We start from the raw sequence: 24,313 nt of genomic DNA, 5'->3' as shown, positions 1-24,313 counted from the left end.
TCATTTTATTGAATTAGCAATGTCCACTAAAACATCAGCTGTTACCTTATCCTCTACACGCTTATCAATCGACAATATATATTGCCAACCATTTTTTTCAAAACGCAATACATCAAACGCAGGAGGTCTATCACCTAATGTTGGTGTCGTACCGTAAACAGCTTTCTCTCCATTCTCTAACTCATATATGCGGATAACATTGCTTTTGCGTGGAAATCCTTTTCGGTGTCCCGAAGGATTCACCCATACCATGTAATGATTATTTGAACCTTGAAGCTCATTAAGGTACTCGATTTCAAAATAGTCGTTTACACCACCAAGTTGATTACATCTTGCCAAATGGTGAGTAAACGGAATCGGCGGCAACTTAAAAGGCAATTTAATCTTTTTTCTGAAGTGAAGATTACATTCACTTAATGCATCTTCAACTGTTTTATAGCCACCATATTCAAAATACATCTTTTCAAAAGGCACACGCTCGTCACTTGATGGCTTTTCGTTATAGGCATATGTAGTTGATCCAATCATGAAAGTGAAAACAAATATAAACAAGCTAATCCTCTTTATCATCGTATACCACCTTGTAATCTTTTTATCATGTAGCCTTCCCCAAGATCACAATGTCTAACTACTCGTTTCTACAACAACATCTATGCGTGGGCTTCCTAGACGCACTCATTAGCATGAAAAAAGCACCAACTAAGTACATTTCAAATTAGTTCTTTGATTTTGATCAAACAAAAAAAACTCCCTTCTATTTGCTGAATAACACAAATAAAAGAGAGTTTTTTTTGTAATCAATTAATTCCAATCTATTCCCACTCAATAGTTGCAGGTGGTTTCGAAGTTACGTCGTAGACGATACGGTTAACGTTGTCTACTTCATTAACGATACGTACGGAGATTTTCTCAAGCACATCCCAAGGGATACGTGCCCAGTCTGCTGTCATTCCGTCGATTGAAGTTACAGCGCGGATACCAACTGTGTACGAATACGTACGAGCATCGCCCATAACGCCTACGCTCTTCATGTTTGGAAGCGCAGTGAAGTACTGCCAAATTTCACGGTCAAGACCGGCTTTTGCAATTTCATCACGAAGAATCGCATCCGACTCACGAACGATATGAAGCTTGTCCTCTGTTACTTCGCCTAGGACACGAATCGCAAGACCCGGACCTGGGAATGGCTGACGCCATACGATAGCTTCTGGAAGACCACATTCTTCGCCGACTTTACGAACCTCATCCTTGAATAGCGCTTTAAGAGGCTCGATAAGTTTAAACTTAATGTCCTCAGGCAAACCGCCGACATTGTGGTGAGATTTAATCGTTTGAGCTGTAGCTGTACCGCTCTCCACGATGTCTGTGTAAAGTGTACCTTGTGCCAAAAATTCAAAGTCATCCAGCTTGTCCGACTCTTCTTGGAACACATAAATAAATTCATTGCCGATAATTTTACGTTTTTGCTCTGGATCTTCTACGCCCTTCAGCTTGCCAAGGAAACGCTCTTGCGCGTCGATTTTGAGCACTTTCATATCGAATTTGCCTACGAATGTTTCCATAACGCCTTCAGCTTCACCTTTACGGAGCATGCCGTGGTCGATAAACATACAAGTAAGCTGATCGCCGATCGCTTTGTGAAGAAGTATAGCTACAACAGAAGAATCTACGCCGCCGGAAAGCGCGCATAGTACTTTTTTGTCGCCAACTTCATTACGAATATCACGAATAGCATCTTCAATGAACGATTCCATCGTCCATGTGCCATCACAATCACAAACATTGTAAAGAAAGTTGCGAATCATTTCATTACCGAATTCAGAGTGACGAACCTCTGGGTGGAATTGAACGGCAAAGAATCCGCGGTCTGGATTGCTCATCGCTGCAACAGGAGCATGATCCGTACTTGCATCTACTTTGAAGCCTTCAGGCAGCTCAACTACGTGGTCGCCGTGGCTCATCCAAACCGTTTGAACTTTATCTAAGCCAAAGCCGATTTGCGAACCTTCCACAAATTCCACTTCTGCTTTTCCGTATTCGCGTTTGCCAGCGCGCTCAACCTTACCATTAAGCTGATGCGACATCAGCTGCATACCGTAGCAAATACCGAAAATCGGAATGTTCAAATCATAAATCGCAGGGTCAACCATTGGTGAATTCTCTTCATAAACGCTTGCCGGTCCTCCCGAGAATACGATACCCTTCGGCTGTAGTTCACGGATCCGTTCTACCGACGTGTTATACGGCAATAGCTCGCTATATACGCCCAAATCACGAATACGGCGTGCAATAAGTTGGTTATATTGTCCTCCAAAATCGAGTACAACGATGATTTCATTTTGCTTAGTCATTACCGAGCCTCCCTCAAATTATGTAGTAATTATATATAAGGCTGTTTAAGCGAGTCAAGGCAAAGCGGAGTGACAATTCATTGAAGTAAAAATGTAACCGCTTATCTGCTTGAATATAGGCTTATAAATAGAATGTTATTTAATGTGCCAAGTCATACGGAATAGTTGAAAAAAATATGAGTAGCTGCAGACTACTGCTTCATTTCATCCACCCTTTTTCATGCGGATGCCTAAGTTAAGGGCAGATTTTATAGTAAAAACGCTTGATATTCTGCAACTATGCTTATTACGACAGTTACAACAGCTGCTTGAGAAAATAACGGGAAAAGCTCCTGTTAAAATGTCTCATAATGAGCTTTTCAGCGAATTAACAGAAAAAACTCCCGTTAATTCTTGAGAAATAGCCATCATCAGCTAAATCATCAACAATTAACGGGAGAAATTCCTCCTATTGCAATAAAAGCTCAAAAGTACACCATATTAACGGTGGTTTCTCCAGCTAAACTGCGTTTCATGTTTCGTTATATAAATCGACTTACAGCTGGAGCCAAAATGTATCATCGTCTCCTGCAACTATTTAGGAGCCTTGACTGGAATGTCGCTTCTCTTCTGCTTTTGCAGCTTATCCGCGGAGTGCTTCTTCACTTTCTGAATGGGCTGCTTGTCCAGCACCCGCAGAACTGTCCGCAGTGCAGAAGGAGTAGGTGCACCCGGCCAAGGACCAGGCGCAGCAAAATGTGCTTCCTCAAGCCAGCTTGTAAGCTGGCGCAGCGCATCCTGCTGCTCCGCACCGAGCGTCGGCTCAGCGGCGCTCGCATATTCACGCGCCGTTTGCCCCGGCGCCTGCACGCCGAAACGGCGCTGCAGCAGCGGCGCTAACGCGCTGCTCACTGCAATGAAGCTCGCGCGAATCCGCCCATCGGCGTCGCGCGGCGTTTTTCCACTGCGCGGCGCCATATCCTCCGCCGCGCCGCCAGTGCCAGTGCGCCAGCGCGCGACCGCCGCTGGCGCTGCATCCATGTCCGTCACAGATTCATGTGACGGATAGGGCGCGGCTGCGCCGGCGAGCTTCGCGATGCCGGCGTGAGCCGCGCCATAGCGGCGCAGCGCCAGCGAGAGGCGAAGCCGCTGGTGCTGTGCCGCAGCAATGGCCGCGGCCGCAAGCGCTAGCGCGGCCGCGCATGCGGTAACTACAGCGGCGGGCGATGCCGCCGCTGCGCTCTTGGCGGCGCTTTGCGCCGCATGCACGAGGGCGTCTGCTCCTCGTGCAATGGCTTCTGCCGCCGCCTCGAATGAAGCAGCGAGCCGCGATAAGCTGGACTCGCTAAGACCACTTGCTCCGGTTGCTGCTGTTCCTGCTGCACCCATCGCAGGAGCAGCAAGCTGTCCGTCCACAGAACCGACGGATGCGATAGTCGATACATCGCTGAATCCCGGCGTCGGATCAAAGGGTACCCAGCCTGCGCCTGGGAAATATACTTCAACCCAAGCATGCGCATCTGAGCTTTTAACCTCATAATCCACCAGCTTCAAACTATTTTCAGTGGTTTGCCCAGCACTGCTGCTTCCCGCGCTTAGCCCTTCCCTATTCAAACCTTCTGTACTCGAATTAAGCGTTCCTTGCTTCCCGCTATCATTACTTCCGCCGCTCTTATTTAGCGCTCCTTGAGCTCCGCTATCATGACTCCCACTACTCAGCTGTTCATTCTTCATACTTCCTGTACTCGTATCTATCGTTCCTTGCGACCCGCTATCATTACTTCCACTGCTCGTACTCAGCGAGCCTATCTCCGCGCTCTCCCCTACTGGAGTGCCTGAAGTAAAGCCTTTCACCCACCTAGCGGGTATTCCTTGCGAACGAAGCAATACGACCATGGCTGTGGAGAAATGCACACAATAGCCCTGCCGCTGCTCGAAGAGGAAATGATCGACGAAGTCGCTTCCTTCCGGCGGAACTGTACTGTCCTCCAATGAGTAGGTATAGCTCGCTTTCAAAAAGTCCTCGATCGCCTTCACCTGATCGTAGCGGCTCGTAACTCCGCCGCCCGCAACCTCAGCAGCTAATGCAGTTACGCGGCTTGGCAGACTACTGGGCAGCTGCAAATAAGGCTCAAGCTCCGCAGCACTTTCTACTGTTGCCGCCTGTGCTGCATCACCTGACGATAAATTATCGTCAGCGGTACTGCTCAAAGCGCGCAATTGTGCTTCATCCGTTATGGAGAGCACACTCTCTATAGTATATTTCTCAATCTTCGCCGTATCCGATTGTGCGTATAAAGAACCTTTATCCGCGTTGTATACGTAACTTCCAAGCTTCCTGCGTGGATCAGCTGCAACAAGCTCTGTCACATTGCCAAAGTGGCCTGATGCAAAGAGCGGCATCCCCGCTGTCGGCTTAGACCAAACTACAGTTTGCCGAATGAGCGGACCCAGCTGCTTATTCCCAGCTTCTGCTGCCGCCTCAGTGGAGGCTGCTGCATCGGAGCCTCGTATAGGAAGCAAAACAGAGCTGCCCGCGGTATCAATCCAGCCCCGGCCGTCGTACACCTGCTTTGACTCCCCGCGCCAGTATGCTTTTTCAGTGGAGCTGCCTGTAAATAACACGCTGTTATCCTTTTGTACAGGTGCTCCCAGCACGCCGTCATCAAAGCCATAACCCGTAAATGCACTGCCTAATCGTTCAAATCCAGTTTGCCCCATTACATGGATAGAGCCTTGCTGATTACCCATAGACTGAATGGTTTGCTCTAAACGATCATTAAGAGAGGCAGTCCAGCTAGCAGGCGGCATCGTTTCACCTTTCCCGCCTGCAAACAAAAGACCGCAGCCAAGTATCGTAAGTACAACAAAAACGGAGCTTGATAACCAGCGCATATCAAGACCTCTAAGCTTGCCGGCACCTGTATTAATCATTCGCTTAACACGCGGTACAGAGACAATGGCACCTAGCAGGAGCCCTTCTGCCACGGTTCGCATTAAGCCTCCCATTACATCCATACCCAGCCAGACATGCAGCGTAATCAAATAAACTAGCGTGAAACATGCGATGCCAAGAGCGGTCTGCCGCATCCATAATAAAGCCTGCAATGCAGGTGCAAGCATCGCCCAGCCTATAAACAGCAGCAAAGTCCGAAGTTCTCCGGACATTGACCACAGCCCATTTTCTATAATCAGAACGAAATGGTCTCTCAACATGCCTGGAAACGCAAGCAGCCATTGCAAACTGCTTTGATCAGCGCTTTTATAAATCCACATGAGACTTAATATGCACAACAAAGCATTCATAATGAACGAAAATGCAATCGGCAAACGAAACAGCCCTGCCAGCAGCACCACACCAATAACAAAAATTAGCGGGGCAGGATTATAAATAGCCGACCACTCACCTGCATTCACCCAAGGCAGCAGCCATTCCGATAGCAGTCCGAACAGCAGCAATGTTGTGATCAATCGGTATTCAAACGATTCCTCAGCCGCTTCGCCACGCAGTAAATTATGCTCAGCTTTCAGAGGTTTATCGCTCCTCCCTACTACATCGCTTTTAAGCAAGCTCATGATTGTCGCCTCCTTCCTCGGCGTAAGGGAGCGCGTTCATACTCGAAGGGACATGCAGCCACGTCACTTTGACGCCGCCGCTTTCCAACCATTTTTGTTGTTCGCGCATAGCGAAGGTAGGTACATTGCTGCGCGTAATAATAAATAGTTCCAGCCTGCAGCCGTGCTCGCCTGCGATTCCGGCAAGCTCTCCCCAGCTCCGGCCGCCTCTCCAATCCGCAGTAAATACAAGTATCGTACTGCCGCGTGCTTGCAGGTTTGATTCCTCGGCGAGTCTCCCAGCGAGAGAGCCCTTTCCATCTGCGCGAAGCAATGCCATGGCATGCAGCATCTCTGATAAATCAGACTGTGTTCCTCCATCAACAGATGATTGCATGACAGGAGAACCTTGTCCAAGCAGCAGTGTCACAGCGTGGCCGAGTGAAGCAGACTGTGCTAGTGCAAGCGAAGCCCAGCCTACACAAGCATCAAACAACCGATCGTCCTGCCCATAAGCCGAAGCAAGCGTATCGACAGCAATAACTGTTTTGGCTGGCCGCTCTAAAGGATGGATTTTGGTCTGTAAGCCGCGCCCTTTAGCTGCACTTCGCCAATCCAGATGACGCAGTGAATCTCCTTCACGATATGGACGGCTGTCTGGTCCAAGTCCCGCCGCACTCACCGCCGCTTTGATTTCCTCCCGACCCGCATCTCCTAGGTGATCCGTACTTGGATCAGCTGTCAAAGATTGCACAGCATATAATGCTGTGCCTCTTGCACGTTCCGCTATATGTACCTGCTCGGCATGGGGCAGTCCTGGCAGCACTACAAATTCTCCTGCGGTATATAAACGTTTATGGATCGCTGACAAGCCGAGCCAGTCTCCCACTGTAATCGATATAGGCTCGAAGGGATAACGCCCGCGCCGTAAGTTATGAAGAGTATATCGGTAGGTCATCACTTGGCGGAACATTGGCATAAGCACCGTGCGCACGCTTATTTTCGTGTTTTCTGATGAGCTTTCATTACTCGTCTCATCAGAAATAGCTATCCATACAATAGGTATGAGCAAAGAACGCTTTATTCTCAGGCTAATTTCGAGCTGCCCGCCTTCTCTCGTCATTTCTTGCGGCATCATCCTCATTGCAGTTAATCCCTTGGCAGCCATAATAGGCGCAAGCCCGCTAATGATTATAATCATGCTGAATACGGACAGCATAAACCACTCTACTGCACCACCTCGCATTATTACAGCTGCCAAGCTGCTTGCCCAGCCCGCCGTAATGATACACCAAGCGATCCATCTCGTACGATAAGGATAAGCTAGTTGATCCCATTCCTTGTTTACAAGGACAGCTTCTTTTACTTGTACCGTCGCTGCTCTTTGCCCACTCCTATCAAGCGGAGCTTCGCTGTCGCCCTCTTGAGTATATGTCGTCGTATCAACAGCCTCATTCTCCGGCGTTCCGCCTTCCAATAATTCATCTTGAAAAGGTGCATTCATCGGCGCTTCCCGCTTCCTACCGCAGCAGGCATCGGACATTCACGTATCGTCCGTCTCATAACTGCAGCTGCATCAGCACCAGCCGCAGTCGCGTTAAAACGCAAAGACAAACGATGTGGAAGCACAGCATCAGCTGTCGCCAGCAAGTCATCTGGTATCGCAAATCCGCGTCCTTCCATATACGCATTCGCCTGTGATGCCCGCAGCCAGTCGCGCAGTGCGCGTGGGCTTAAGCCCAGCACAACCTCAGGCGCACGCCTTGTCGCATCGGCTACTTGCACCATATATTCAAGCAGTGCCGGATGCATGTGAGTCTGCCTTGCCTCAGCCTGCATTTGCAGCCATTCCTCCGTAGCAATGACAGGACGAAGCCGTTCGGGTTCAATTCGATTGCCATTCGCGTATTGCTCGAGCATCCGCTTCTCTTCCGATGAGCCGGGATAACCAATCGTCAGCTTCATCATAAACCGATCCAATTGTGCTTCCGGCAGCGTGTTTGTCCCCTCGAAGCTAAGTGGGTTTTGTGTAGCTATGAGCATAAAAGGAACCGGCAGCTTGCGGGTTTTCCCCTCTACCGTCACTCGTCTTTCCTCCATAGCCTCCAAGAGCGCAGACTGCGTGCGCGGCGACGTTCTGTTAATCTCATCAGCAAGCACCACATTGCCCATAATCGGTCCAGGCCGATAGACAAGTTCACTCGTCCGTGCATCAAGCACGACTCCGCCAACAATATCAGCCGGAAGCATGTCGGACGTAAACTGTATTCGTTTAAAATCTCCACCGACCGCTCTAGCAAACGCCTGAGCGAGCAGTGTCTTGCCAACACCCGGCACATCCTCTAGCAAAACATGTCCGCCAGCCAGAAGTGCAGTTAGCGTATTTCGAATGACCTGCTGCTTACCTAGCAATACACTCTCTACCTTTACTAGCAATCGATGCAGCAGCACCTGTGGTGCTTCCGGCCAATGACTATAACTTTCCTCTTTAGCATCCTCAGAAAATTGGGGAGAAATCATCGTATAAATCGCCTCCTGAAAAATAAATCTATCTATTTTTCAGTGTCCCCAGCTTTCTCTCACTTTAGACCTGCTAGAAACCTTTCTATTACTCCGTTATCCAAATTTCCCGATCGGTATCGTTGTACACATATCTTGTTATCGCAATTCCAAGTTTTTGCAGCGTCTCACGCACTGGAACCACGATCTGCTTCTTGTGCTCATCCATCACAGGTTTCTCCTTGCCGGATTTCGGCTGTACCTGGTTTGTACTTACGTACGATTCTATGGAATCAGTATTCAGCTCAAGTTCCGTGCTGTCTTCAATCCATTCCACAAGCTTTTGCAGCGACACTTCGATGGCGCCGTTTTTTATTCCGTATTCGCTAGACGCCAGCACGAGACTTTTCTCGCCACGATGCAAAATTAAGTTTGGAACCTGCTTCTTTGTTTGGGCAGACAGGCTGCTTTGACCTAGCTTCTCCGAAAACAAAGTGAGCTTATCCACTTCCTGCTGCGTGACCTGCTTTCTGCTCCACTTGAGTTTGCTTGCCACCCTAAACTGAATAGGTTCAACCTGATCCGTCAGCTTAGCAAATGTGTACCCTTTATCTTTGTAATATTTAATGATGGACGGCAATGCCTTAACAGACTCTGCATGCCCTGCACTGTCATGAAGCAAAACATTCAGCTTGCTTGCAATCTTTGAGCCTTTAATCGTCGTCATAATCTCGGAGGCTGGCACGCCCTGCCGCTTTGAATCTCCACTGTCTACATTCCAGTCATGCACCTGATAACCTGCCGCTTTCATCGCATCAAAGTATCCCTGATCAAAATTGCTATATGTGCCGCCCGGCGCGCGAACTAAGGTGGTTCTAACCCCAGTTGTACGATAGATAGCTTCATCCGTTTTCATCACCTGATCAGCAAATTCAGCAAAACTTCCGTATAAATGATCATATTTATGGTCGAACGTATGATTGCCAATTCCATGTCCTTCCTTCACGATCCGTTTAACTAATTCCGGCTGCTTCAGCACATGTTCACCAAGCACAAAAAAAGTTGCCGTTATCCCTTCCCGCTTCAAAATATCCAGCACCTGTTCTGTATTCTTACTAGGTCCGTCATCGAATGTTAAATACAAAATCTTTTGATCTGATCCTAGTGAATTTGCTTTAACTCTATCATTTTGCGATGAAGCAGCAGCTGACGACTTGCCTTGCTCCAGCTTTTTCCTGGTATCGTAAGATGCCTGCACCGTTAGAAGCGGCATCGCCTCATAATTTGTAACCGCAGCAGCGGCACTTGCCTGTACGATCTTCTGATCACTTGCAGCATCGTCTTTATTCACTCCAAAACCGTCAGGCTTAAACAAACCAAAACAAACAACTAGTATACAAATCGCTACCCGCCACATCCGCTGCATTCACGCTGCCACCCTTCTCTACCTATGAATAATAAACTGAGTCATTCTGATAGATTATATGAACAGTTGAACTGGTAAATGACTATGCTAGTCAATTTCAAATGTCAGCTTCGAATAAAACATGAAGACAGCAATGCGCAACTTATTGTGGTGCATTCGCGTCTTCATTGCATATATATTCCATTTAATTGAAATTTAGGAGAGTGATTGTAATGAAATGGAGCATTGCAGCCGTTATTTTGGTATTTGCACTCCTGCTGCCAACCTCTGTCAGTGCGGCATCTCAGGCAAGCTATGAGTTTAATTGGGATTCCGGCATTCGCTCATATGGAGGAGCACTCGTAAAAAATGGCGTTACATTCGTATCAATGGATAGTGTCGGAGGCGGAGCGGGGCTTGAAGTGAAATGGGATAAAGCGGGCAAGCGGGCTCAATATGACGGTTGGAATAAATCGATTGCGGTGCGTCTAGGCAGCAAAACAGGCGTACTCGATGGAAAGATGGTTAAGCTCGAAAGCGCACCATTTTTGTATGAGAAAAATGTTTATTTGCCTATCCGATTCGTTGTTGGTGCATTGGGTGGGGATCATGTTACGTGGGACGCCAAGAGTAAGACGATAAAGGCTGATCATCTAAAAACGTTCAAGCAATATATCTACTCATACGATGGATCAACTTACACCGTTGAGCCTAAGAAAGGCATTGTCTACGTCACAGACGGCAAGGGTGTGAGGCGAGAGCTCGCAAAGCTAGGTGAATCCATACATGATTATTTGACCTTTAAATTTCAAAAAACACCGGGTGGATTGCTCATACTTAACCTAGAAGATAACTATGGTGAACCGCATCTTCACAATCAGCTATTCACGCTCGTCATGAAAGGCGGCAAAGTCATCCAGCAGTCCAGCGTTTATTATTTCCGTCGATTGGAGCAAAATGTGACTCAAGCAGACGGCCAATTGCTGCTGAATGATGGCAAAACTTTGCGCCTGATCAAAGACGGCACCGGAGAAGTCATTGAAACGATTGATTTGGTTAGCCTAGGCGGAGAGGATGACAATTATTTTATTGAGTATTTTGACAAGGATGTCTTTCTGTTGCGCGCAAATAAAAACGGCATTTTAAAACTTGTGAATAGAGATGGCATGACTACTACAGTGCTTTACAAGGAATTATTAGGAGCTAAGCAGCAAGAATATGTAGAAACAAATGATCTTCCTTATCTTGGCGATTACCTCAAGTTCATCAAACGTGAAGGCGTTATTTTGTATTTCAAAAATGGTTTCCCGTATGACAAGGATAATCAAACCTATAGTTTAAGCCTTTCGTAATAAGAAGGAGCTTGTCGGCAGAGATTCGGTATAAAAGCATTGACTAACAATAGCAGTGATGCACAAAACATAAAAAGCTGAGCAGCGATTACTCACATGCTCAGCTTTTTTATCATATTAATTAAAGTACGGCCTGCTTAAAATGCAGCAACAATCGCGCCTTTGTAGGTCTCATCAATAAATTTCTTCACTTCAGGTGAACGAAGCGCCGCAGCGAGTTTCTGTATCGCTTCGGAATCCTTATTGTCTGGACGCGCAACAAGAATATTCACATAAGGTGAGTCATTTCCTTCAATGAAAAGTGCATCTTCTGTAGGAACTAGATCGGCCTCCAGCGCGTAATTCGTGTTGATCATAGCAAGGTCAACCTCACCTAAGACACGCGGCAATGTCGCTGCTTCTACTTCTCTAATATCAAGCTTCTTCGGGTTAGCGACAATGTCTGATACAGTTCCGCTAACGCCTACGCCATCCTTCAGAGTAATCAGTCCATTTGAAGCCATAAGGGCAAGTGCACGTCCGCCATTCGATGGATCATTCGGAATTACCACTTTTGCGCCATCCTTCAGCTCATCGATTTTTTTAATCTTTTTCGAATAAGCGCCAAACGGCTCAATATGAACAGCAGCTACATTTACAAGATCATAACCTTTGTCTTTGTTGAACTGATCCAAATAAGGTGTATGCTGAAAAAAGTTAGCATCAATATTTTTTTCATAAAGCTGTGTATTCGGTTGGATGTAGTCATTGAACTCGATAATTTCGAGATCCACGCCCTGCTCCTTGAGCATTGGCTTTACAAATTCAAGCAGCTTCGCATGTGGAACAGGAGAAGCGCCAACCTTCAGCTTAACCGCTCCAGGCGTTTCTGTTCCTTGGTTAGCATTTGATCCTGCTGAGTTGTCATCGGTATTTTTGTTTTGTCCGCACGCTGCTAATGCAAACATCAGCATTAAAGTTACGATCATATAGCTTGTCTTTTTCATGTTCATTCCTCCATAGTTGTCAATTCATTCTGAGCTGCATTATGCATCTTATTATTTATTTTCTGCTGAAACGACGCACTAAGGAATCCCCGATCGTTTGCAGCACCTGTACGAGCACGATAAGAAGCGCGACGGTTACCAGCATCACATCGGTTTGGAAACGTTGATATCCGTAACGCAGTGCCAAGTCACCAAGTCCACCACCGCCGATTACACCCGACATCGCTGTATAAGAGACGAGTGTGACTGCCGTTATTGTAACCGCAGCTAGCAAACTTGGACTAGATTCACGGAGCAGCACGCGGCGTACGATATCCCACTTTGATGCACCCATTGCCTGAGCCGCTTCAATAACGCCGCGATCTACCTCACGCAGCGACGTTTCCACCAGCCTTGCAAAAAAAGGCGTTGCTGCTACGACAAGCGGCGGAATAGAGCCCTCTACGCCTAGCGTCGTACCCGTAATGATTTTTGTAAGCGGCATGATCAATATCATCAATATAACGAACGGAACCGAGCGCAGTACGTTGACGATAAATGAAAGGATGCCATACACAATAGGCTGCTGCAGAAGCTGCCGTTTTGAAGTTAGAAACAGGACGACGCCCATGATTAATCCGAAAATAATTGTAAACACGAGCGAGGCTGTCAACATATAGAGCGTATCCTTCGTAGCATCCCAAATTTCAGGAATACGTACGTTTTCGAAGCTCATCATATCGCATCCACCTCCAGCCCATCTCTACGTAAAACATCAATCACTTGATCAATCTCCGCGGCGCTGCCGATCAATTCCACAATAAGCTGACCATAAGGCGTGTGCTTCATACGCGAAACGGTTCCTTGCAAAATCGCAAATTGAACAGACGTTGGCTTCACCGCATTATACAAAATAGGCTCGTAAGTCAACTCGCCAATATAAGTCATGCGAAGCAGGCGCCCTGAGCGGCCTCGCAGCAATTGTCCATTCACGGCGCTATCCGATGCTTGGTCAACAAAGTCGCGGGTAACCGGATGCTCCGGCTTTAAAAATACATGCAGCACATCGCCTATTTCAACGATTTCTCCATCATCAATAACAGCGACACGATCACATATCGAACGTATTACGTTCATTTCATGCGTTATAAGTAAAATTGTAATTCCTAGCTTCTCATTAATGTCGAGCAGCAATGATAATATCGAGTTCGTTGTCTGCGGATCTAATGCCGATGTCGCTTCATCGCAGAGCAATACATCCGGATTGTTTGCGAGCGCTCTCGCGATACCAACACGCTGCTTCTGGCCTCCCGAAAGTTGAGAAGGATATTTATCTGCATGACCTTCAAGCGAAACGAGCTTCAGCAGCTCATCCACACGCTTATTCACCTCTGCCTTTGAAAGCTTGGCGAGAACAAGCGGGAATGCAATATTATCTCGTACCGTAGACATCGATAGCAGGTTGAAATGTTGAAAAATCATTCCGATACGCCTGCGATGCGCTTGCAGCTGTCTCTCTGGCAAGCCGGTAAGCTCCACATTCCCAACATTTACCGTTCCCGATGTTGGTTTTTCCAGCAAATTGACGCAGCGCAGCAGCGTGCTCTTCCCCGCGCCTGAATGACCGATAATTCCAAATATTTCACCTTTACTTACCGTCAAGCTAACGCCACGAACCGCTTCTACTGAAACCGACCCTACTCGATACGATTTTCTGATGTTGTTTAGCCTGATCAAATCTATAACCCCCTATCTAACAAGCAAGTCCATATTTTATAAATGTGACAGCATACTGTCAATGTCAAAATTATCTATTTTACTGTGCTTCATAATTTAACAGCTATATATTCATTTGAGAAAGCTTCCTCTATTGTTTCCCTGCTCCATCTTTTTACTCTTGCACTTGCAGCATAACCGCGGGAACTGTCTCAAAAATAGTAAAGAGCAAGCTCGCTGAAGCAAGAGCTTACTTAGAACAAAATCGTTATTTTTCTATTCTGTTATATGGATGCCTTCGCCAAAATACACTTAAGGGTTCAACGCTTCATCGCACAGACAGCGCATAACATCCCAAAACCATTTGGCTAACGAACTGTATCATGCCTATTATGCAGAAAACTGCTTTTTTGAAGCTTTAACGAATCTTATTAACGTTATCGCGTACTGTACAGGACTCCATGAGCTGTTTTGCTCGAAATAACGATTCTGGAGTTCGTTAGAAATTCAATCCATTATAAATAGATCAAATAAGAGCTGCTGGGTTCGTAAGCTATTTGTCCGATAAGTGGAGTGCATTACTGGCTGCGATTAGCTCAGAGACTCACTATCCMTAAGTTACATCAGGCAAAACAAAAATAGGATTGTCACAAAAGCAGATTAACTCTGTTTTTGCGACAACCCTAGCTAAAGCCATTATTTCAAAGTTACAAGCTGGTCTCTTTCGACATCAAACTTTCCGATCAGCTTTTGTGGATTTTCTTTAAATTTCATAACAGCCATCGTTTTTTCTGTCTTTTGCAGCGATGACCAGGATGAGTCCTCCAGTACAACAAATGCATCGACTTAAGCTCGGCCGCTCCCAATAATCAAATTCCCTTCATATTTGACTGAAATGGGATTCCCATTTCCATTAATCTTGTCTGACTCTTTTTTGGCAAACAATAAGCCTTCCCCATTTGGAACAGTCGACAAAGATTTAACCTTTTTGGTTTTGCCGTCAGCTTCCACTTCGGTTAGCAGTTCTTTTTTCAATAAGCCTTGAATCGTGGATTGCGACAAATACATTATTTTTTGTCCATCAGCAATTTCGATTTTTATTTCGTACACTTCTTTTGTTTCTAATTGCTCGGCATGTTTGGTTAATACATCATCGATCTGCTGTTTCTCTCCGTATACAATGACACCCTTAGCCTGCGGAAATATTTTTTCGATGATGCTGTCCTTGCCAACATATCCCGCGATTAGGATGACAGCGACAAGCGACAGCATTGCAATTAACAACTTTTTCATTTTTATTCCCCCATATATTTTGTGTGTATTCGATATTCTGCGATCAGCTGAGTTCAAGATATTGGAACAATTTGTTGACGCCTCCTTTACAAGTCCGTTTTCTATTTCCTATCGTATAAAAAATAGCGATTGCCAACCATCGATTAGGGTGACAATTCAGGTGACAAATTTGTAAGAGTCCAAAACAAAAAAAACAGGACGGAGCAGCTACTTCCTGCTCCGTCCTGTTTTCAATTATTTAGCAGCAGCCGGCTGCAAATCCTTTACGGCATCCAGAACCTGCTCTGCATGCCCCTTCACCCTTACTTTACGCCATTCCTGCACGAGCCTGCCCGCTTCATCGATGAGAAAAGTCGATCGGACAAGACCCATATACTCTCTGCCATAAAGCTTCTTTAATTGCCATACTCCATACAGCTCGCACACCTCATGCTCCACATCAGCTAATAACAGAAAAGGAAGCTCCTTCTTTTCAATAAAACGCTGATGAGACTTTACCGTATCTAGGCTAATCCCCAAAATAACAGTATTTCGTTTCAGCATTTCTGTGTTTGCATCTCGAAAATCACATGATTCCTGTATGCAAGCCGTCGTCATATCCTTTGGATAAAAGTAAAGGACAACATTTTTCCCGCGATAATCACTAAGTGAAACATCTTCTCCATTTGACGCCGGCAATACAAACTCCGGTGCCATATCTCCCACTTGAAGCTGTGTCATGATTAGTCCCCCATCATTTTTGCTGCACACCTATTCAATTAAAACCAAGCCGCTTAAGAGCCGGCTCCTCGGTATCGCTTTACGCCATGGTTCCATAACAACAGCCCTAGAGAGAACACGATAATTCCCATGACCGGAGTTAGGAGCGCGAGCTGTGAGAGATCATCCGACTTCTTCTCAAGAAAATAAGAAGCTGGGATGACGCCTACAAAAGCAAACGGCAGCAGCCATGTTAATACGAAGCGGATCATTTTGTTATAGATATTAACCGGGTAACGTCCATAATTTTGAATGTTGTACATCAATGGCACAATTCCAGTCGGTGCATCCGAATAAAAGGAAATGGCACTAAGTGCCGTGTAGAGCCCCGCATAAATCAGCACTGCGCCTAATATTAAGAGCATCAGTACAAAAAGATCAAGAATCTCGAAAGGCAAACCGAGCTGTGTCCAGCATAGCACCATAATAATAGCCCCAACGAAGGAACCAATTAAAGAAGGCGGATCTACATTTTCGAGGAGCACCTGATATAGGCTGTGTGCTGGGCGGGTTAGAACACGATCCATCTCGCCCTTCACAATATAACGCTCGCTGAAATTCCATATGCTGAAGAAGGTGCTGAACACGCCATATGGGATCATGAAGAAACCATAAACGAATACGACCTCTGCCTCAGACCAGCCGCCAAGCGACGGCGTGTGCTGGAACACGATCAGAATAAAGATGAGGTTCATCCCTTGGAACAATAAATCGGAAAGTACCTCAATCCAAAAGTCAGCACGATAAGTAAGACGCGTCTTCGCGTAGTTTTTAATGTACTCCAAAAATAATGATGCGTATCTCATATTTATTATCCCCCTTGCACGAACAACCGCTTGCGAGCGGCGCGCCACGTTAACCAGATTGGCACCAGCAGCCCAACAAACCAAAGCACTTGAATGCCAAACACCTGCAATATTTGATCGCTAGGCGTCCGCCCCGTGAAGACGGAGCTTGGCAAATACGTAATGGCCTGGAATGGCAGCCACTGCATAATAGCTGACAGCCAGCCTGGGAAAAACGCTATCGGCACAACTACGCCAGAAAACAAATCGACCATAACACGTTTCATCCGCATCATGCCTTCGTTATTTTCAACGAAAAATGCGAATAGGCCGGTCAAAATATTAATTTGCGAGTTGATAAGAAAGCTAAAGAACAGCATGACTAAATAAATTAGCCAGGTCATTGGATCTGTCGGTAATTTAACGGGAAATAGGAAACAAACGATAATCATCCCCGGCACCATGAAGAGCAGCATTCGGAACAAGCCTTCTCCGAAACCTTGCATCATTTTTACGACTAAATAGGAATAAGGTCTAATAAGCTGTACTGCTACGCTACCGTCCCTTATTTCATTCGCTATCTCGCGGTCCAGGTTATTGAAGTAAAAAGCACGAGCCATCCACGATACCGCAACGTAGGTTGTCATTTGGGTCACCGTGAAACCGGCCAGCGTCTCCTTGTCCCCATAAATCGCCTGCCATAGAAAGTAATAAGCACCGATATTAATCGCATAAATAATGATACCGCTATAATAATTAACGCGGTACGCAAGCATCATGATAAACCGTATTCGAATAAAGTCGATATAAGCGCTCATCATGATTGAACCGTCTCCTTGGATGTTGCCGCAGAGCCAGAGGAATAAATGCTTCGAACGATGTCATCGGTGTTTGTTTCGATAATTTTAATGTCGCGGATTTCAACGCCGCCTACAACACATGCCAATGCATCCGAGACATTAACGGCATGCGGCAGCCACATTTTTGCGCTCACTTCATTCTCCATCGTCCATGTTACATCGAGTGTGCTCGTCAACTGCTGCAGCTTGGCAAGCGCAGTATGCCCTGCAAATTGGAACTGAATTTCGCGTCCTTTGCTCCAACGGCTCTTCAGATCCTCCAGTCCGCCATCATAGATAATGCGGCCATCATCGAGCATAATGACGCGAGAACAAAGCGCCTCAATATCCTGGAGATCATGAGTCGTCAGCAAAATAGTCGTACCCTGCTCCTTATTCATTTGCATCAGGAAATCACGAATTTCTGTCTTCACTACGATATCCAGACCAATTGTAGGCTCATCGAGAAAAAGAATGGATGGATTGTGAAGGAGCGAAGCAACAAGCTCGCAGCGCATCCGCTGCCCAAGGCTCAGCTTGCGTACAGGACGATTTAATAAGTCGCCAAGCTGTAGCCGCTCAACAAGCTCGTCAAGACGTTTGCGGAAATCCGCCTCCGAAACCCGGTATACTTTGCGCAATAATTGGAACGATTCAATAACGCCTATATCCCACCAAAGCTGAGACCGCTGTCCGAATACAACACCAATGCCATTAACAAACTTCTCTCTATCCTTAAAAGGCACGTAGCCATTTACTTTGAGCTCGCCTGCGGTCGGTACCAAAATACCGGTCAACATTTTGATCGTTGTCGATTTTCCGGCTCCATTCTCGCCAATATACCCGCAAATTTCACCCTGCGGGATTTGAAATGAAATATCCTTTACCGCCGTTACCTCGTTGTACTCGCGTTTAAACAAGTCCTTGAGGGCGCCGGATAGGCCTTCTCGGTTTTTTTGCACGCTGAATTGCTTGCGTAAATCCTTTACATCGATTGCTAACATCTGGTTGTTATAGCCCCTTCCACTTCGACATTTCCTAGGAAATAGCGATCTTTATTTACTTAAAACGATAAAACTTGCTTCTGCATGTCGTTCAGCTTTATAATTTTATGATATGTAATCATACATTAGTTCACGCCTAGCGTAAACGACTGTCTTTGCCTTGTGCAGCGAAGCTTTTGTTTGCTGATGAAATATAAGCTGTTAATAAGGCTCATACTTATGCGTTCTTATATTTCTAACGTATACTGCTCTGCTAACTTCTTTTTTTGGGAGCGGATCATTCGCTATGCCATCTTTGCTCATGCTTACATTGAAATCTACCCTCATTGTTTCAAAACGATTCCGCAATATCTGAAAGGAGCACGTCTAACGAAATGCCTAAAGAGACGAATAAAGAGACGACTGAAGAATCGAAAAATGAGACTGCTAAAATGGCGAAGAAAAAAAGATGGAAAAGGATTTATATCAGCCTCTCTGTCATTCTTGGTGTGGTAGCAGCGTTTGTTATTTATTGGAGCGTAGGTGTTTACAGTGCGCTTGATAAGTTCAGTGATCCAGAGCCAACAAAGGCTCCTATCGAGGATGCTGAAGCAACGCCAGTACCTATTCCTGAATGGGAAGGCAAAGAGCGCGTTAATATATTGCTGCTCGGCGGTGACGCTCGCGGGCTAGACGAGGGGCAAGCGGCTCGTTCAGACTCCATATTGGTTGCATCCTTTGATCCTGTAACCAAGAAAGCACATCTATTCTCCGTTCTTCGCGACACTTACGTCAGCATAGAAGGACATGGGAAAGGCCGTATTAATACAGCACTTACTTTAGGAGAATATCCGCTCGCTATGAAAACGGTTGGAGACCTGCTTGGTCTCGACATACAATATTATGTTTATACCGACTTTGAAGGCTTTAAAAGCCTGATTGACGCAATGGGCGGCATTTACTTTGATGTCGAAAAAGATATGCATTACACCGATAACGCCGACGGCAATCGCTACGATATTGATCTCAAAAAAGGCTACCAGCTGCTTGACGGCGATAAAGCCTTGCAATACGTTCGTTTCCGCCACGATGCGATGAGCGATTTCACAAGAACAGAGCGTCAGAGAAATTTCCTTCAGGCGGTGTCCAAAGAGCTTCAATCGACATGGAACATTATCCAAATGAAAAAAATTCTTGAAAGCGTTCAGCCTTATGTGAAAACAAACATTAGTGTGCCGGATATGCTGAAGCTCGGTCAGCTTGGTGTCAAAAGCCATGTGGCCAGCACAACGCAAATACCGCCGATGGATCTGATCGCGGAGGATCGGGTTGGCGGTGCGTCTGTTATTGGAATTAGAGATGAAGATGAGCTGCGCTCCTTCGTACAAACGACGCTGCAGGAAGACAACACCGTTCCAGAACCTACTGCTTCGCCAAGCAGTACACCAAGCGGCAGCGACAACAGCAATAAACAGCAGTAAACATACGTACACGCAACGGCGCTTCAAGTTGCGTGTATTTTGTTTCTAGGTGCGTCGCGGCTGTACATCATACGACACTTTTTCTCAACTTGTTTAAAATGACTTACAACTATGAATCCCATTGGAGGCTAATTTCCATGACAACAAAGCGACCAAATTCCGAAAAACTATATGAAGAAGCGCTACAGCATATTGTTGGCGGCGTCAACAGTCCTTCCCGCAGTTATAAAGCGGTAGGCGGCGGCGCACCCGTATTTATGAAACGTGGTGAGGGCGCTTATTTCTGGGATGTCGATGATAACCGCTATATCGACTATTTAGCTGCTTATGGCCCTATTATTACTGGACATGCTCACCCACATATTACAGAAGCTATCGTTCGTGCAGCTCAGAACGGTACGCTATACGGCACACCAACGGAGCTGGAAATTAAGCTTGCTCGTATGCTGAAAGAAGCCATCCCATCTCTCGACAAGGTGCGGTTCGTCAATTCCGGTACAGAGGCCGTCATGACGACCATTCGTGTCGCTCGCGCCTATACAAAGAAATCCAAAATCATTAAATTCGCTGGCTGCTATCATGGCCATTCAGACCTTGTGCTCGTCGCAGCAGGCTCTGGTCCATCTACTCTGGGCATTCCAGACAGTGCAGGCGTGCCTGCAAGCATCGCTAGTGAAGTCATCACCGTGCCATTTAATGATCTGCCTGCGCTGAAAGCTGCACTCGATCGCTGGGGTCACGAGACTGCCGCTGTTATGGTTGAGCCGATTGTCGGCAACTTCGGTATGGTTATGCCGCATGAAGGCTTCCTAGAGGGGCTTTGTAAGCTCACTCGCGAAGCTGGAGCGCTAGTTATATACGACGAGGTCATCAGCGCCTTCCGCTTCCATTACGGAGCAGCACAGACCTATGTTGCGTTCCCTGATCACCAAGCCATCGAACCGGATTTAACCGCATTAGGCAAAATCATCGGCGGCGGCCTTCCAATCGGTGCATACGGCGGACGCCGTGAAATTATGGAGCAGGTTGCCCCTCTCGGCCCTGCTTATCAAGCAGGTACGATGGCCGGCAATCCTGCCTCGATCTCAGCAGGCATAGCGTGCTTGGAGCTGCTCCAAGAGCCTGGCATTTACGATAAAATGAACGCACTGGCTACGAAGCTTGCAACAGGATTGCACGCCGCTGCCAAGCAGCATGGCATCCCGCTCACAATTAACCAAATTCGCGGCTCCTTCTCCGCACATTTCTGCGATCATCCGATTACGAATTATGATGAAGCGCAGGATACAGACGGCGAGCTGTTCGGCAGATTTTTCAAGCTCATGCTGGATCAAGGCATCAATCTTGCCCCATCCAAATATGAGGCTTGGTTCTTTACGACAGCCCATACCGAGGCAGACATTGATGAAACGATTAAAGCCATTAATTATGCTTTCTCTAACTTGTAATAGTTGTTTAGATCATAAAAAAAAAGCTCAGGAGCTGAAATAGGCTCCTGAGCTTTTTTTATTTCGCCTGCTTTACTATAAGCAATCGATCATCCGATGGTGACGGGTTACCGCGGCCATCGGTATTATTCGTGATGACATAAATACGTCCGTCCTTTATCTTTACGTCACGAAGTCTTCCTTCACCTTCGAATACCCTTTCCATGTTTTTGGATGCAGGGTCATAGCGATAAAGCGCCTCGCCTACTAAAGCAGCAATCCATATTCGATTGTTCTCATCGATTGTCGCGCCAGAGGGCGCAATCGCATCTTCGCCGGTATGATAAATCGGCGTTATCATCCCTTCCTGCGCAGCACTGCCATAAATCGCAGGCCAGCCGTAATTGCCGCCCGCTGCAATTTTATTAATCTCATCATGTCCGCCAGGATCTCCCGAAGGGCCATGCTCTGTATTAAACAGCACACCTTCACTATTCCAAACAAGCCCTTGAGGATTGCGGTGTCCATAAGAATACACATAGGAGCCGGAAAACGGATTGTCCGCTGGCACCTTGCCATCTAACGTCATTCGCAAGATTTTTCCTGCAAGGCTGTTACGATCCTGTGCCAGCTCCGGCTGCTGAGCATCTCCTGTTGTTACATAAAGCAGCTTGTCGGGCCCAATCGCCAGCCGTCCGCCATCGTGATTCGCAGCACCAGGAATGCCCTCGAGCAGTGCCCTAACCTCATCCCATTGCCCGTCATTTTGTTTAATAAGCACGACTCTGTTCATTACACGACCATTTTCTTCGTACGTATGATACGCGTAGGCCTCTCGAGACTGAGCGAAATCCGGAGCAAGCAGGAAACCTAAAAATCCGCCTTCTCCGCGGTCATGTACACTTTTGAGCAAATGAACCGCTTGACGTGTCGTCGCATCCCCATCCACCTTCACAATATTTCCTTCGCGCTCGCTTATATAAAAAATGTCCATGTCCTCGTCAAAAGCAATGACCCAAGGCACTCGAAGCTCCTTCGCAAGTACAGTGTAAGCCTCGTCTTGCTCTTCTTGCTCTGACGGCTCAGTGCTTTCATCAATTGCCATCGTTTTCTCAGGCTTATCCGTCGCTTCATTTACTTTTGTATTTGTTGACGACGTTTCATTCGGCTCGCATGCAACCAGCATGCCTAAACATAAGGTTGTCATCATCATCGCAGCAATTCGTTTTTTCACTGTCACCATCGTTCACTCCTCCTGGCTTATCTCCAGTACTTCCATGCTATTTCATTCGACAAAACACATTGTAAATCCTTGCAAATTTACGTATTTGTAATACACCATTGCATTATGGAGTCATGTTATCTATAATGGACATTACGGATCCACAATGATTAAGTATAAGTATCAAAGGAGGGTGAGTGTACCCTATGCAATATTCAAAAAGTATCGGATATGCACTTCATGCTTTAATTCACTTAGCCCATGCTGAGCGCGGTCAGAACATAGGTATTAAAGATTTATCTTCTTCTCTCGGAGTTTCAGAGAGCTACTTGTCCAAGATTATGTCCAAGCTGCGCCAGGACGGCATCGTACGTGCTGTGACGGGTGCAAGCGGCGGCTACGAGCTAGCTAGAGCTGCAGATCAAATTACATTTTTTGATGTCATTCAAGTTATTGAGGGACGACAGCCTTTATATGAGTGCTTTAATATTGACGATCAGCATCATCATTTATTTTTTGAAGCTGAAGATTTAGAGCTTGAGTCCACTGACCATTCAGAAAATAAGGGATGTCTTGTAAAAAAAGTGATGATTGGTGCTGAACGTCATATGCAGCAGTACCTTCAGCAGCATACGATCCAGTGGGTGGTAGACTCTGCTGCCTTCAATCCATTAACACAAACCGTAAAATAAACAAGTCTCACTACTCTTTCTGCGTAAAAATAAAATTAGCCATTCGAGAGGATGTTTAACATGGAACAAATGATCGATGCAGCAATTATTGGCGGGGGACCTGCAGGCTTGAGTGCTGCACTTGTACTAGGCAGAGCAAGAAAAAGCGTAGTTGTTATTGATGAAGGGCGTCCGCGCAACCGAGTTACTCGCGAAACTCACGGTTTTCTTACCAGAGACGGCATTAGTCCGGGCGAGTTTCGACGAGTCGCAAAGGAGCAGATTAGCGCATATCCTACGGTCCATTTTGTAGAGGATGCTGCAGTGTCGATCACTGGAACCGATGGCCATTTTCAAATTACGACTGCACAGGGACAAATCTATCAAAGCAAAAAGCTGCTATTTGCAGCAGGAATGAAAGACATCCCTCTCGATATTAATGGACTGTCTGAAGTATATGGCAAAAGCGCCTTCGTCTGCCCTTATTGTGATGGCTGGGAATTAAGAGACCAACCGCTTGTCTTGATTGTCAAAGGCGATAGAGCGCTGCACTCTGCCAAAATGCTGTCTGGTTGGACAAGCCAAATTGCCATTTGTACCGGTGGTCCTGATGAATGGACCGATGAGCAGCGTGAGGAGCTTAAGCTGCATAACGTTCCTACCTTTAACTCACCTATCCTGCGTATTGAATCTAGCGATGGCATGGTGAAGCAAATTATGCTGGAGGACGGTACTATTGTTCCGTGTACAGGAATTTTCTTTGCACCAAAGCTTGCTGCTGGCTCAGACTTGCCGCAAACATTAGGCTGCAAAGTCACTGAAGCAGGGACTGTTGTTGTTGATATGTTTGGGAAAACAAACATTCCAGGTATCTATGGCGCTGGTGATGCTGCGACGGAGCTGTATCAAGCCATTACGGCTGCTTCAATGGGATCTTTGGCTGCTGTGGGCATTAACAGCGAGCTGCTTGCAGAGGCTTGGAATAGCCGAGTTTAATACTTTTAAATTCATAAAAAAAGCAGCCTCGGCAA

At 46.4% G+C, this 24,313-nt stretch carries 19 protein-coding genes and 1 pseudogene; 5 read left to right on the top strand and 15 right to left on the bottom strand.

Features of this window, described 5'->3' with window-relative positions; translation table 11 throughout:
• The 6 genes from AB4Z50_RS30080 to AB4Z50_RS30055 all read right to left on the bottom strand — a co-directional run bounded on the left by AB4Z50_RS30080 (position 1) and on the right by AB4Z50_RS30055 (position 9,810).
• Positions 1 to 570: a hypothetical protein gene (locus AB4Z50_RS30080; protein WP_441885166.1), complete on the bottom strand. Its 570-nt coding sequence runs from the start codon at positions 568 to 570 to the stop codon at positions 1 to 3.
• Between the two features lie 242 nt (positions 571 to 812).
• The gene (gene guaA / locus AB4Z50_RS30075) at positions 813 to 2,351 is read right to left on the bottom strand and encodes a glutamine-hydrolyzing GMP synthase (protein WP_441885164.1); all 1,539 of its coding nucleotides are present in this window, start codon (positions 2,349 to 2,351) and stop codon (positions 813 to 815) included.
• A gap of 573 nt (positions 2,352 to 2,924) precedes the next feature.
• Positions 2,925 to 5,906: a transglutaminase domain-containing protein gene (locus AB4Z50_RS30070; protein WP_441885162.1), complete on the bottom strand. Its 2,982-nt coding sequence runs from the start codon at positions 5,904 to 5,906 to the stop codon at positions 2,925 to 2,927.
• On the bottom strand, positions 5,893 to 7,389 hold the full coding sequence (locus AB4Z50_RS30065; protein WP_441885160.1) for a DUF58 domain-containing protein: 1,497 nt from the start codon (positions 7,387 to 7,389) through the stop codon (positions 5,893 to 5,895). The genes AB4Z50_RS30070 and AB4Z50_RS30065 overlap by 14 nt, the downstream gene beginning before the upstream one ends.
• The gene (locus tag AB4Z50_RS30060) at positions 7,386 to 8,405 is read right to left on the bottom strand and encodes an AAA family ATPase (protein ID WP_441885158.1); all 1,020 of its coding nucleotides are present in this window, start codon (positions 8,403 to 8,405) and stop codon (positions 7,386 to 7,388) included. Before AB4Z50_RS30060 ends, AB4Z50_RS30065 begins: the two co-directional genes overlap by 4 nt.
• A gap of 88 nt (positions 8,406 to 8,493) precedes the next feature.
• Entirely contained in the window at positions 8,494 to 9,810 is a 1,317-nt protein-coding gene (locus AB4Z50_RS30055; protein WP_441885156.1) for a polysaccharide deacetylase family protein, read from the bottom strand.
• A 212-nt stretch (positions 9,811 to 10,022) separates the two neighbouring features.
• Here AB4Z50_RS30055 and AB4Z50_RS30050 point away from each other — a divergent pair, with 212 nt between their 5' ends.
• Positions 10,023 to 11,141: a copper amine oxidase N-terminal domain-containing protein gene (locus tag AB4Z50_RS30050; protein ID WP_441885154.1), complete on the top strand. Its 1,119-nt coding sequence runs from the start codon at positions 10,023 to 10,025 to the stop codon at positions 11,139 to 11,141.
• Positions 11,142 to 11,278: 137 nt separating this feature from the next.
• On the opposite strand, the gene AB4Z50_RS30045 is transcribed toward AB4Z50_RS30050, so the two are convergent.
• From AB4Z50_RS30045 to AB4Z50_RS30010, 8 genes and pseudogenes are all read right to left on the bottom strand, one after another.
• Positions 11,279 to 12,127, bottom strand: a complete 849-nt coding sequence (locus tag AB4Z50_RS30045; protein WP_339206896.1) for a MetQ/NlpA family ABC transporter substrate-binding protein — start codon at positions 12,125 to 12,127, stop codon at positions 11,279 to 11,281.
• 55 nt (positions 12,128 to 12,182) lie between these two features.
• Positions 12,183 to 12,845 (bottom strand): methionine ABC transporter permease, encoded by a 663-nt coding sequence (locus AB4Z50_RS30040; protein WP_441885151.1) that lies wholly within the window; start codon positions 12,843 to 12,845, stop codon positions 12,183 to 12,185.
• Positions 12,842 to 13,843, bottom strand: coding sequence for a methionine ABC transporter ATP-binding protein (locus AB4Z50_RS30035; RefSeq protein WP_339206894.1), 1,002 nt, complete (start codon positions 13,841 to 13,843; stop codon positions 12,842 to 12,844). Before AB4Z50_RS30035 ends, AB4Z50_RS30040 begins: the two co-directional genes overlap by 4 nt.
• Positions 13,844 to 14,518: 675 nt before the next feature.
• Positions 14,519 to 15,094: pseudogene (locus AB4Z50_RS30030) on the bottom strand (lipoprotein BA_5634 family protein).
• A 255-nt stretch (positions 15,095 to 15,349) separates the two neighbouring features.
• Positions 15,350 to 15,835 (bottom strand): thioredoxin-dependent thiol peroxidase, encoded by a 486-nt coding sequence (gene bcp, locus AB4Z50_RS30025; protein ID WP_441885149.1) that lies wholly within the window; start codon positions 15,833 to 15,835, stop codon positions 15,350 to 15,352.
• A 53-nt stretch (positions 15,836 to 15,888) separates the two neighbouring features.
• Positions 15,889 to 16,680: an ABC transporter permease gene (locus AB4Z50_RS30020; RefSeq protein ID WP_441885147.1), complete on the bottom strand. Its 792-nt coding sequence runs from the start codon at positions 16,678 to 16,680 to the stop codon at positions 15,889 to 15,891.
• A gap of 5 nt (positions 16,681 to 16,685) precedes the next feature.
• Positions 16,686 to 17,480 (bottom strand): ABC transporter permease, encoded by a 795-nt coding sequence (locus AB4Z50_RS30015; RefSeq protein WP_076271138.1) that lies wholly within the window; start codon positions 17,478 to 17,480, stop codon positions 16,686 to 16,688.
• Positions 17,477 to 18,502, bottom strand: a complete 1,026-nt coding sequence (locus AB4Z50_RS30010) for an ABC transporter ATP-binding protein (RefSeq protein WP_339206887.1) — start codon at positions 18,500 to 18,502, stop codon at positions 17,477 to 17,479. The genes AB4Z50_RS30015 and AB4Z50_RS30010 overlap by 4 nt, the downstream gene beginning before the upstream one ends.
• A 374-nt stretch (positions 18,503 to 18,876) precedes the next feature.
• Here AB4Z50_RS30010 and AB4Z50_RS30005 point away from each other — a divergent pair, with 374 nt between their 5' ends.
• Both AB4Z50_RS30005 and AB4Z50_RS30000 read left to right on the top strand, forming a co-directional pair.
• A complete protein-coding gene (locus tag AB4Z50_RS30005) occupies positions 18,877 to 19,962 on the top strand; it encodes an LCP family protein (RefSeq protein WP_441885144.1) in 1,086 nt (361 codons plus the stop codon).
• Between the two features lie 137 nt (positions 19,963 to 20,099).
• Positions 20,100 to 21,410, top strand: a complete 1,311-nt coding sequence (locus AB4Z50_RS30000) for a glutamate-1-semialdehyde 2,1-aminomutase (RefSeq protein ID WP_441885142.1) — start codon at positions 20,100 to 20,102, stop codon at positions 21,408 to 21,410.
• Between the two features lie 58 nt (positions 21,411 to 21,468).
• Here AB4Z50_RS30000 and AB4Z50_RS29995 read toward each other — a convergent pair whose 3' ends face one another.
• Positions 21,469 to 22,632 carry a PQQ-dependent sugar dehydrogenase gene (locus AB4Z50_RS29995; RefSeq protein WP_441885140.1) on the bottom strand — a complete coding sequence of 388 codons (1,164 nt, stop codon included), beginning with the start codon at positions 22,630 to 22,632 and terminating at the stop codon, positions 21,469 to 21,471.
• Between the two features lie 185 nt (positions 22,633 to 22,817).
• Here AB4Z50_RS29995 and AB4Z50_RS29990 point away from each other — a divergent pair, with 185 nt between their 5' ends.
• On the top strand, positions 22,818 to 23,303 hold the full coding sequence (locus AB4Z50_RS29990; RefSeq protein WP_076271141.1) for an RrF2 family transcriptional regulator: 486 nt from the start codon (positions 22,818 to 22,820) through the stop codon (positions 23,301 to 23,303).
• A gap of 60 nt (positions 23,304 to 23,363) precedes the next feature.
• Complete coding sequence (locus AB4Z50_RS29985; RefSeq protein WP_441885138.1) at positions 23,364 to 24,278, top strand: NAD(P)/FAD-dependent oxidoreductase; 915 nt, start codon at positions 23,364 to 23,366, stop codon at positions 24,276 to 24,278.
• Positions 24,279 to 24,313: the final 35 nt, after the last annotated feature.

The organism is Paenibacillus sp. 2TAB26 (assembly GCF_052115145.1).
Lineage (GTDB): Bacteria > Bacillota > Bacilli > Paenibacillales > Paenibacillaceae > Pristimantibacillus.
Note: the sequence above shows the minus strand (reverse complement) of the source record. Positions and strands in the feature narration are given on the sequence as shown.

What these genes read in the sequence shown, in the direction of transcription:
- guaA (WP_441885164.1), bottom strand. Translation starts at nt 2,351, where the DNA reads ATGACTAAGCAAAATGAAATCATCGTTGTACTCGATTTTGGAGGACAA.
- AB4Z50_RS30050 (WP_441885154.1), top strand. Translation starts at nt 10,023, where the DNA reads ATGAAATGGAGCATTGCAGCCGTTATTTTGGTATTTGCACTCCTGCTG.
- AB4Z50_RS30040 (WP_441885151.1), bottom strand. Translation starts at nt 12,845, where the DNA reads ATGATGAGCTTCGAAAACGTACGTATTCCTGAAATTTGGGATGCTACG.
- bcp (WP_441885149.1), bottom strand. Translation starts at nt 15,835, where the DNA reads ATGACACAGCTTCAAGTGGGAGATATGGCACCGGAGTTTGTATTGCCG.
- AB4Z50_RS30060 (WP_441885158.1), bottom strand. Translation starts at nt 8,405, where the DNA reads ATGATTTCTCCCCAATTTTCTGAGGATGCTAAAGAGGAAAGTTATAGT.
- AB4Z50_RS30005 (WP_441885144.1), top strand. Translation starts at nt 18,877, where the DNA reads ATGCCTAAAGAGACGAATAAAGAGACGACTGAAGAATCGAAAAATGAG.
- AB4Z50_RS30080 (WP_441885166.1), bottom strand. Translation starts at nt 570, where the DNA reads ATGATAAAGAGGATTAGCTTGTTTATATTTGTTTTCACTTTCATGATT.
- AB4Z50_RS30020 (WP_441885147.1), bottom strand. Translation starts at nt 16,680, where the DNA reads ATGAGATACGCATCATTATTTTTGGAGTACATTAAAAACTACGCGAAG.
- AB4Z50_RS30045 (WP_339206896.1), bottom strand. Translation starts at nt 12,127, where the DNA reads ATGAAAAAGACAAGCTATATGATCGTAACTTTAATGCTGATGTTTGCA.
- AB4Z50_RS29985 (WP_441885138.1), top strand. Translation starts at nt 23,364, where the DNA reads ATGGAACAAATGATCGATGCAGCAATTATTGGCGGGGGACCTGCAGGC.
- AB4Z50_RS29990 (WP_076271141.1), top strand. Translation starts at nt 22,818, where the DNA reads ATGCAATATTCAAAAAGTATCGGATATGCACTTCATGCTTTAATTCAC.
- AB4Z50_RS29995 (WP_441885140.1), bottom strand. Translation starts at nt 22,632, where the DNA reads ATGGTGACAGTGAAAAAACGAATTGCTGCGATGATGATGACAACCTTA.
- AB4Z50_RS30065 (WP_441885160.1), bottom strand. Translation starts at nt 7,389, where the DNA reads ATGAATGCACCTTTTCAAGATGAATTATTGGAAGGCGGAACGCCGGAG.
- AB4Z50_RS30055 (WP_441885156.1), bottom strand. Translation starts at nt 9,810, where the DNA reads ATGCAGCGGATGTGGCGGGTAGCGATTTGTATACTAGTTGTTTGTTTT.
- AB4Z50_RS30070 (WP_441885162.1), bottom strand. Translation starts at nt 5,906, where the DNA reads ATGAGCTTGCTTAAAAGCGATGTAGTAGGGAGGAGCGATAAACCTCTG.
- AB4Z50_RS30010 (WP_339206887.1), bottom strand. Translation starts at nt 18,502, where the DNA reads ATGTTAGCAATCGATGTAAAGGATTTACGCAAGCAATTCAGCGTGCAA.
- AB4Z50_RS30015 (WP_076271138.1), bottom strand. Translation starts at nt 17,480, where the DNA reads ATGATGAGCGCTTATATCGACTTTATTCGAATACGGTTTATCATGATG.
- AB4Z50_RS30000 (WP_441885142.1), top strand. Translation starts at nt 20,100, where the DNA reads ATGACAACAAAGCGACCAAATTCCGAAAAACTATATGAAGAAGCGCTA.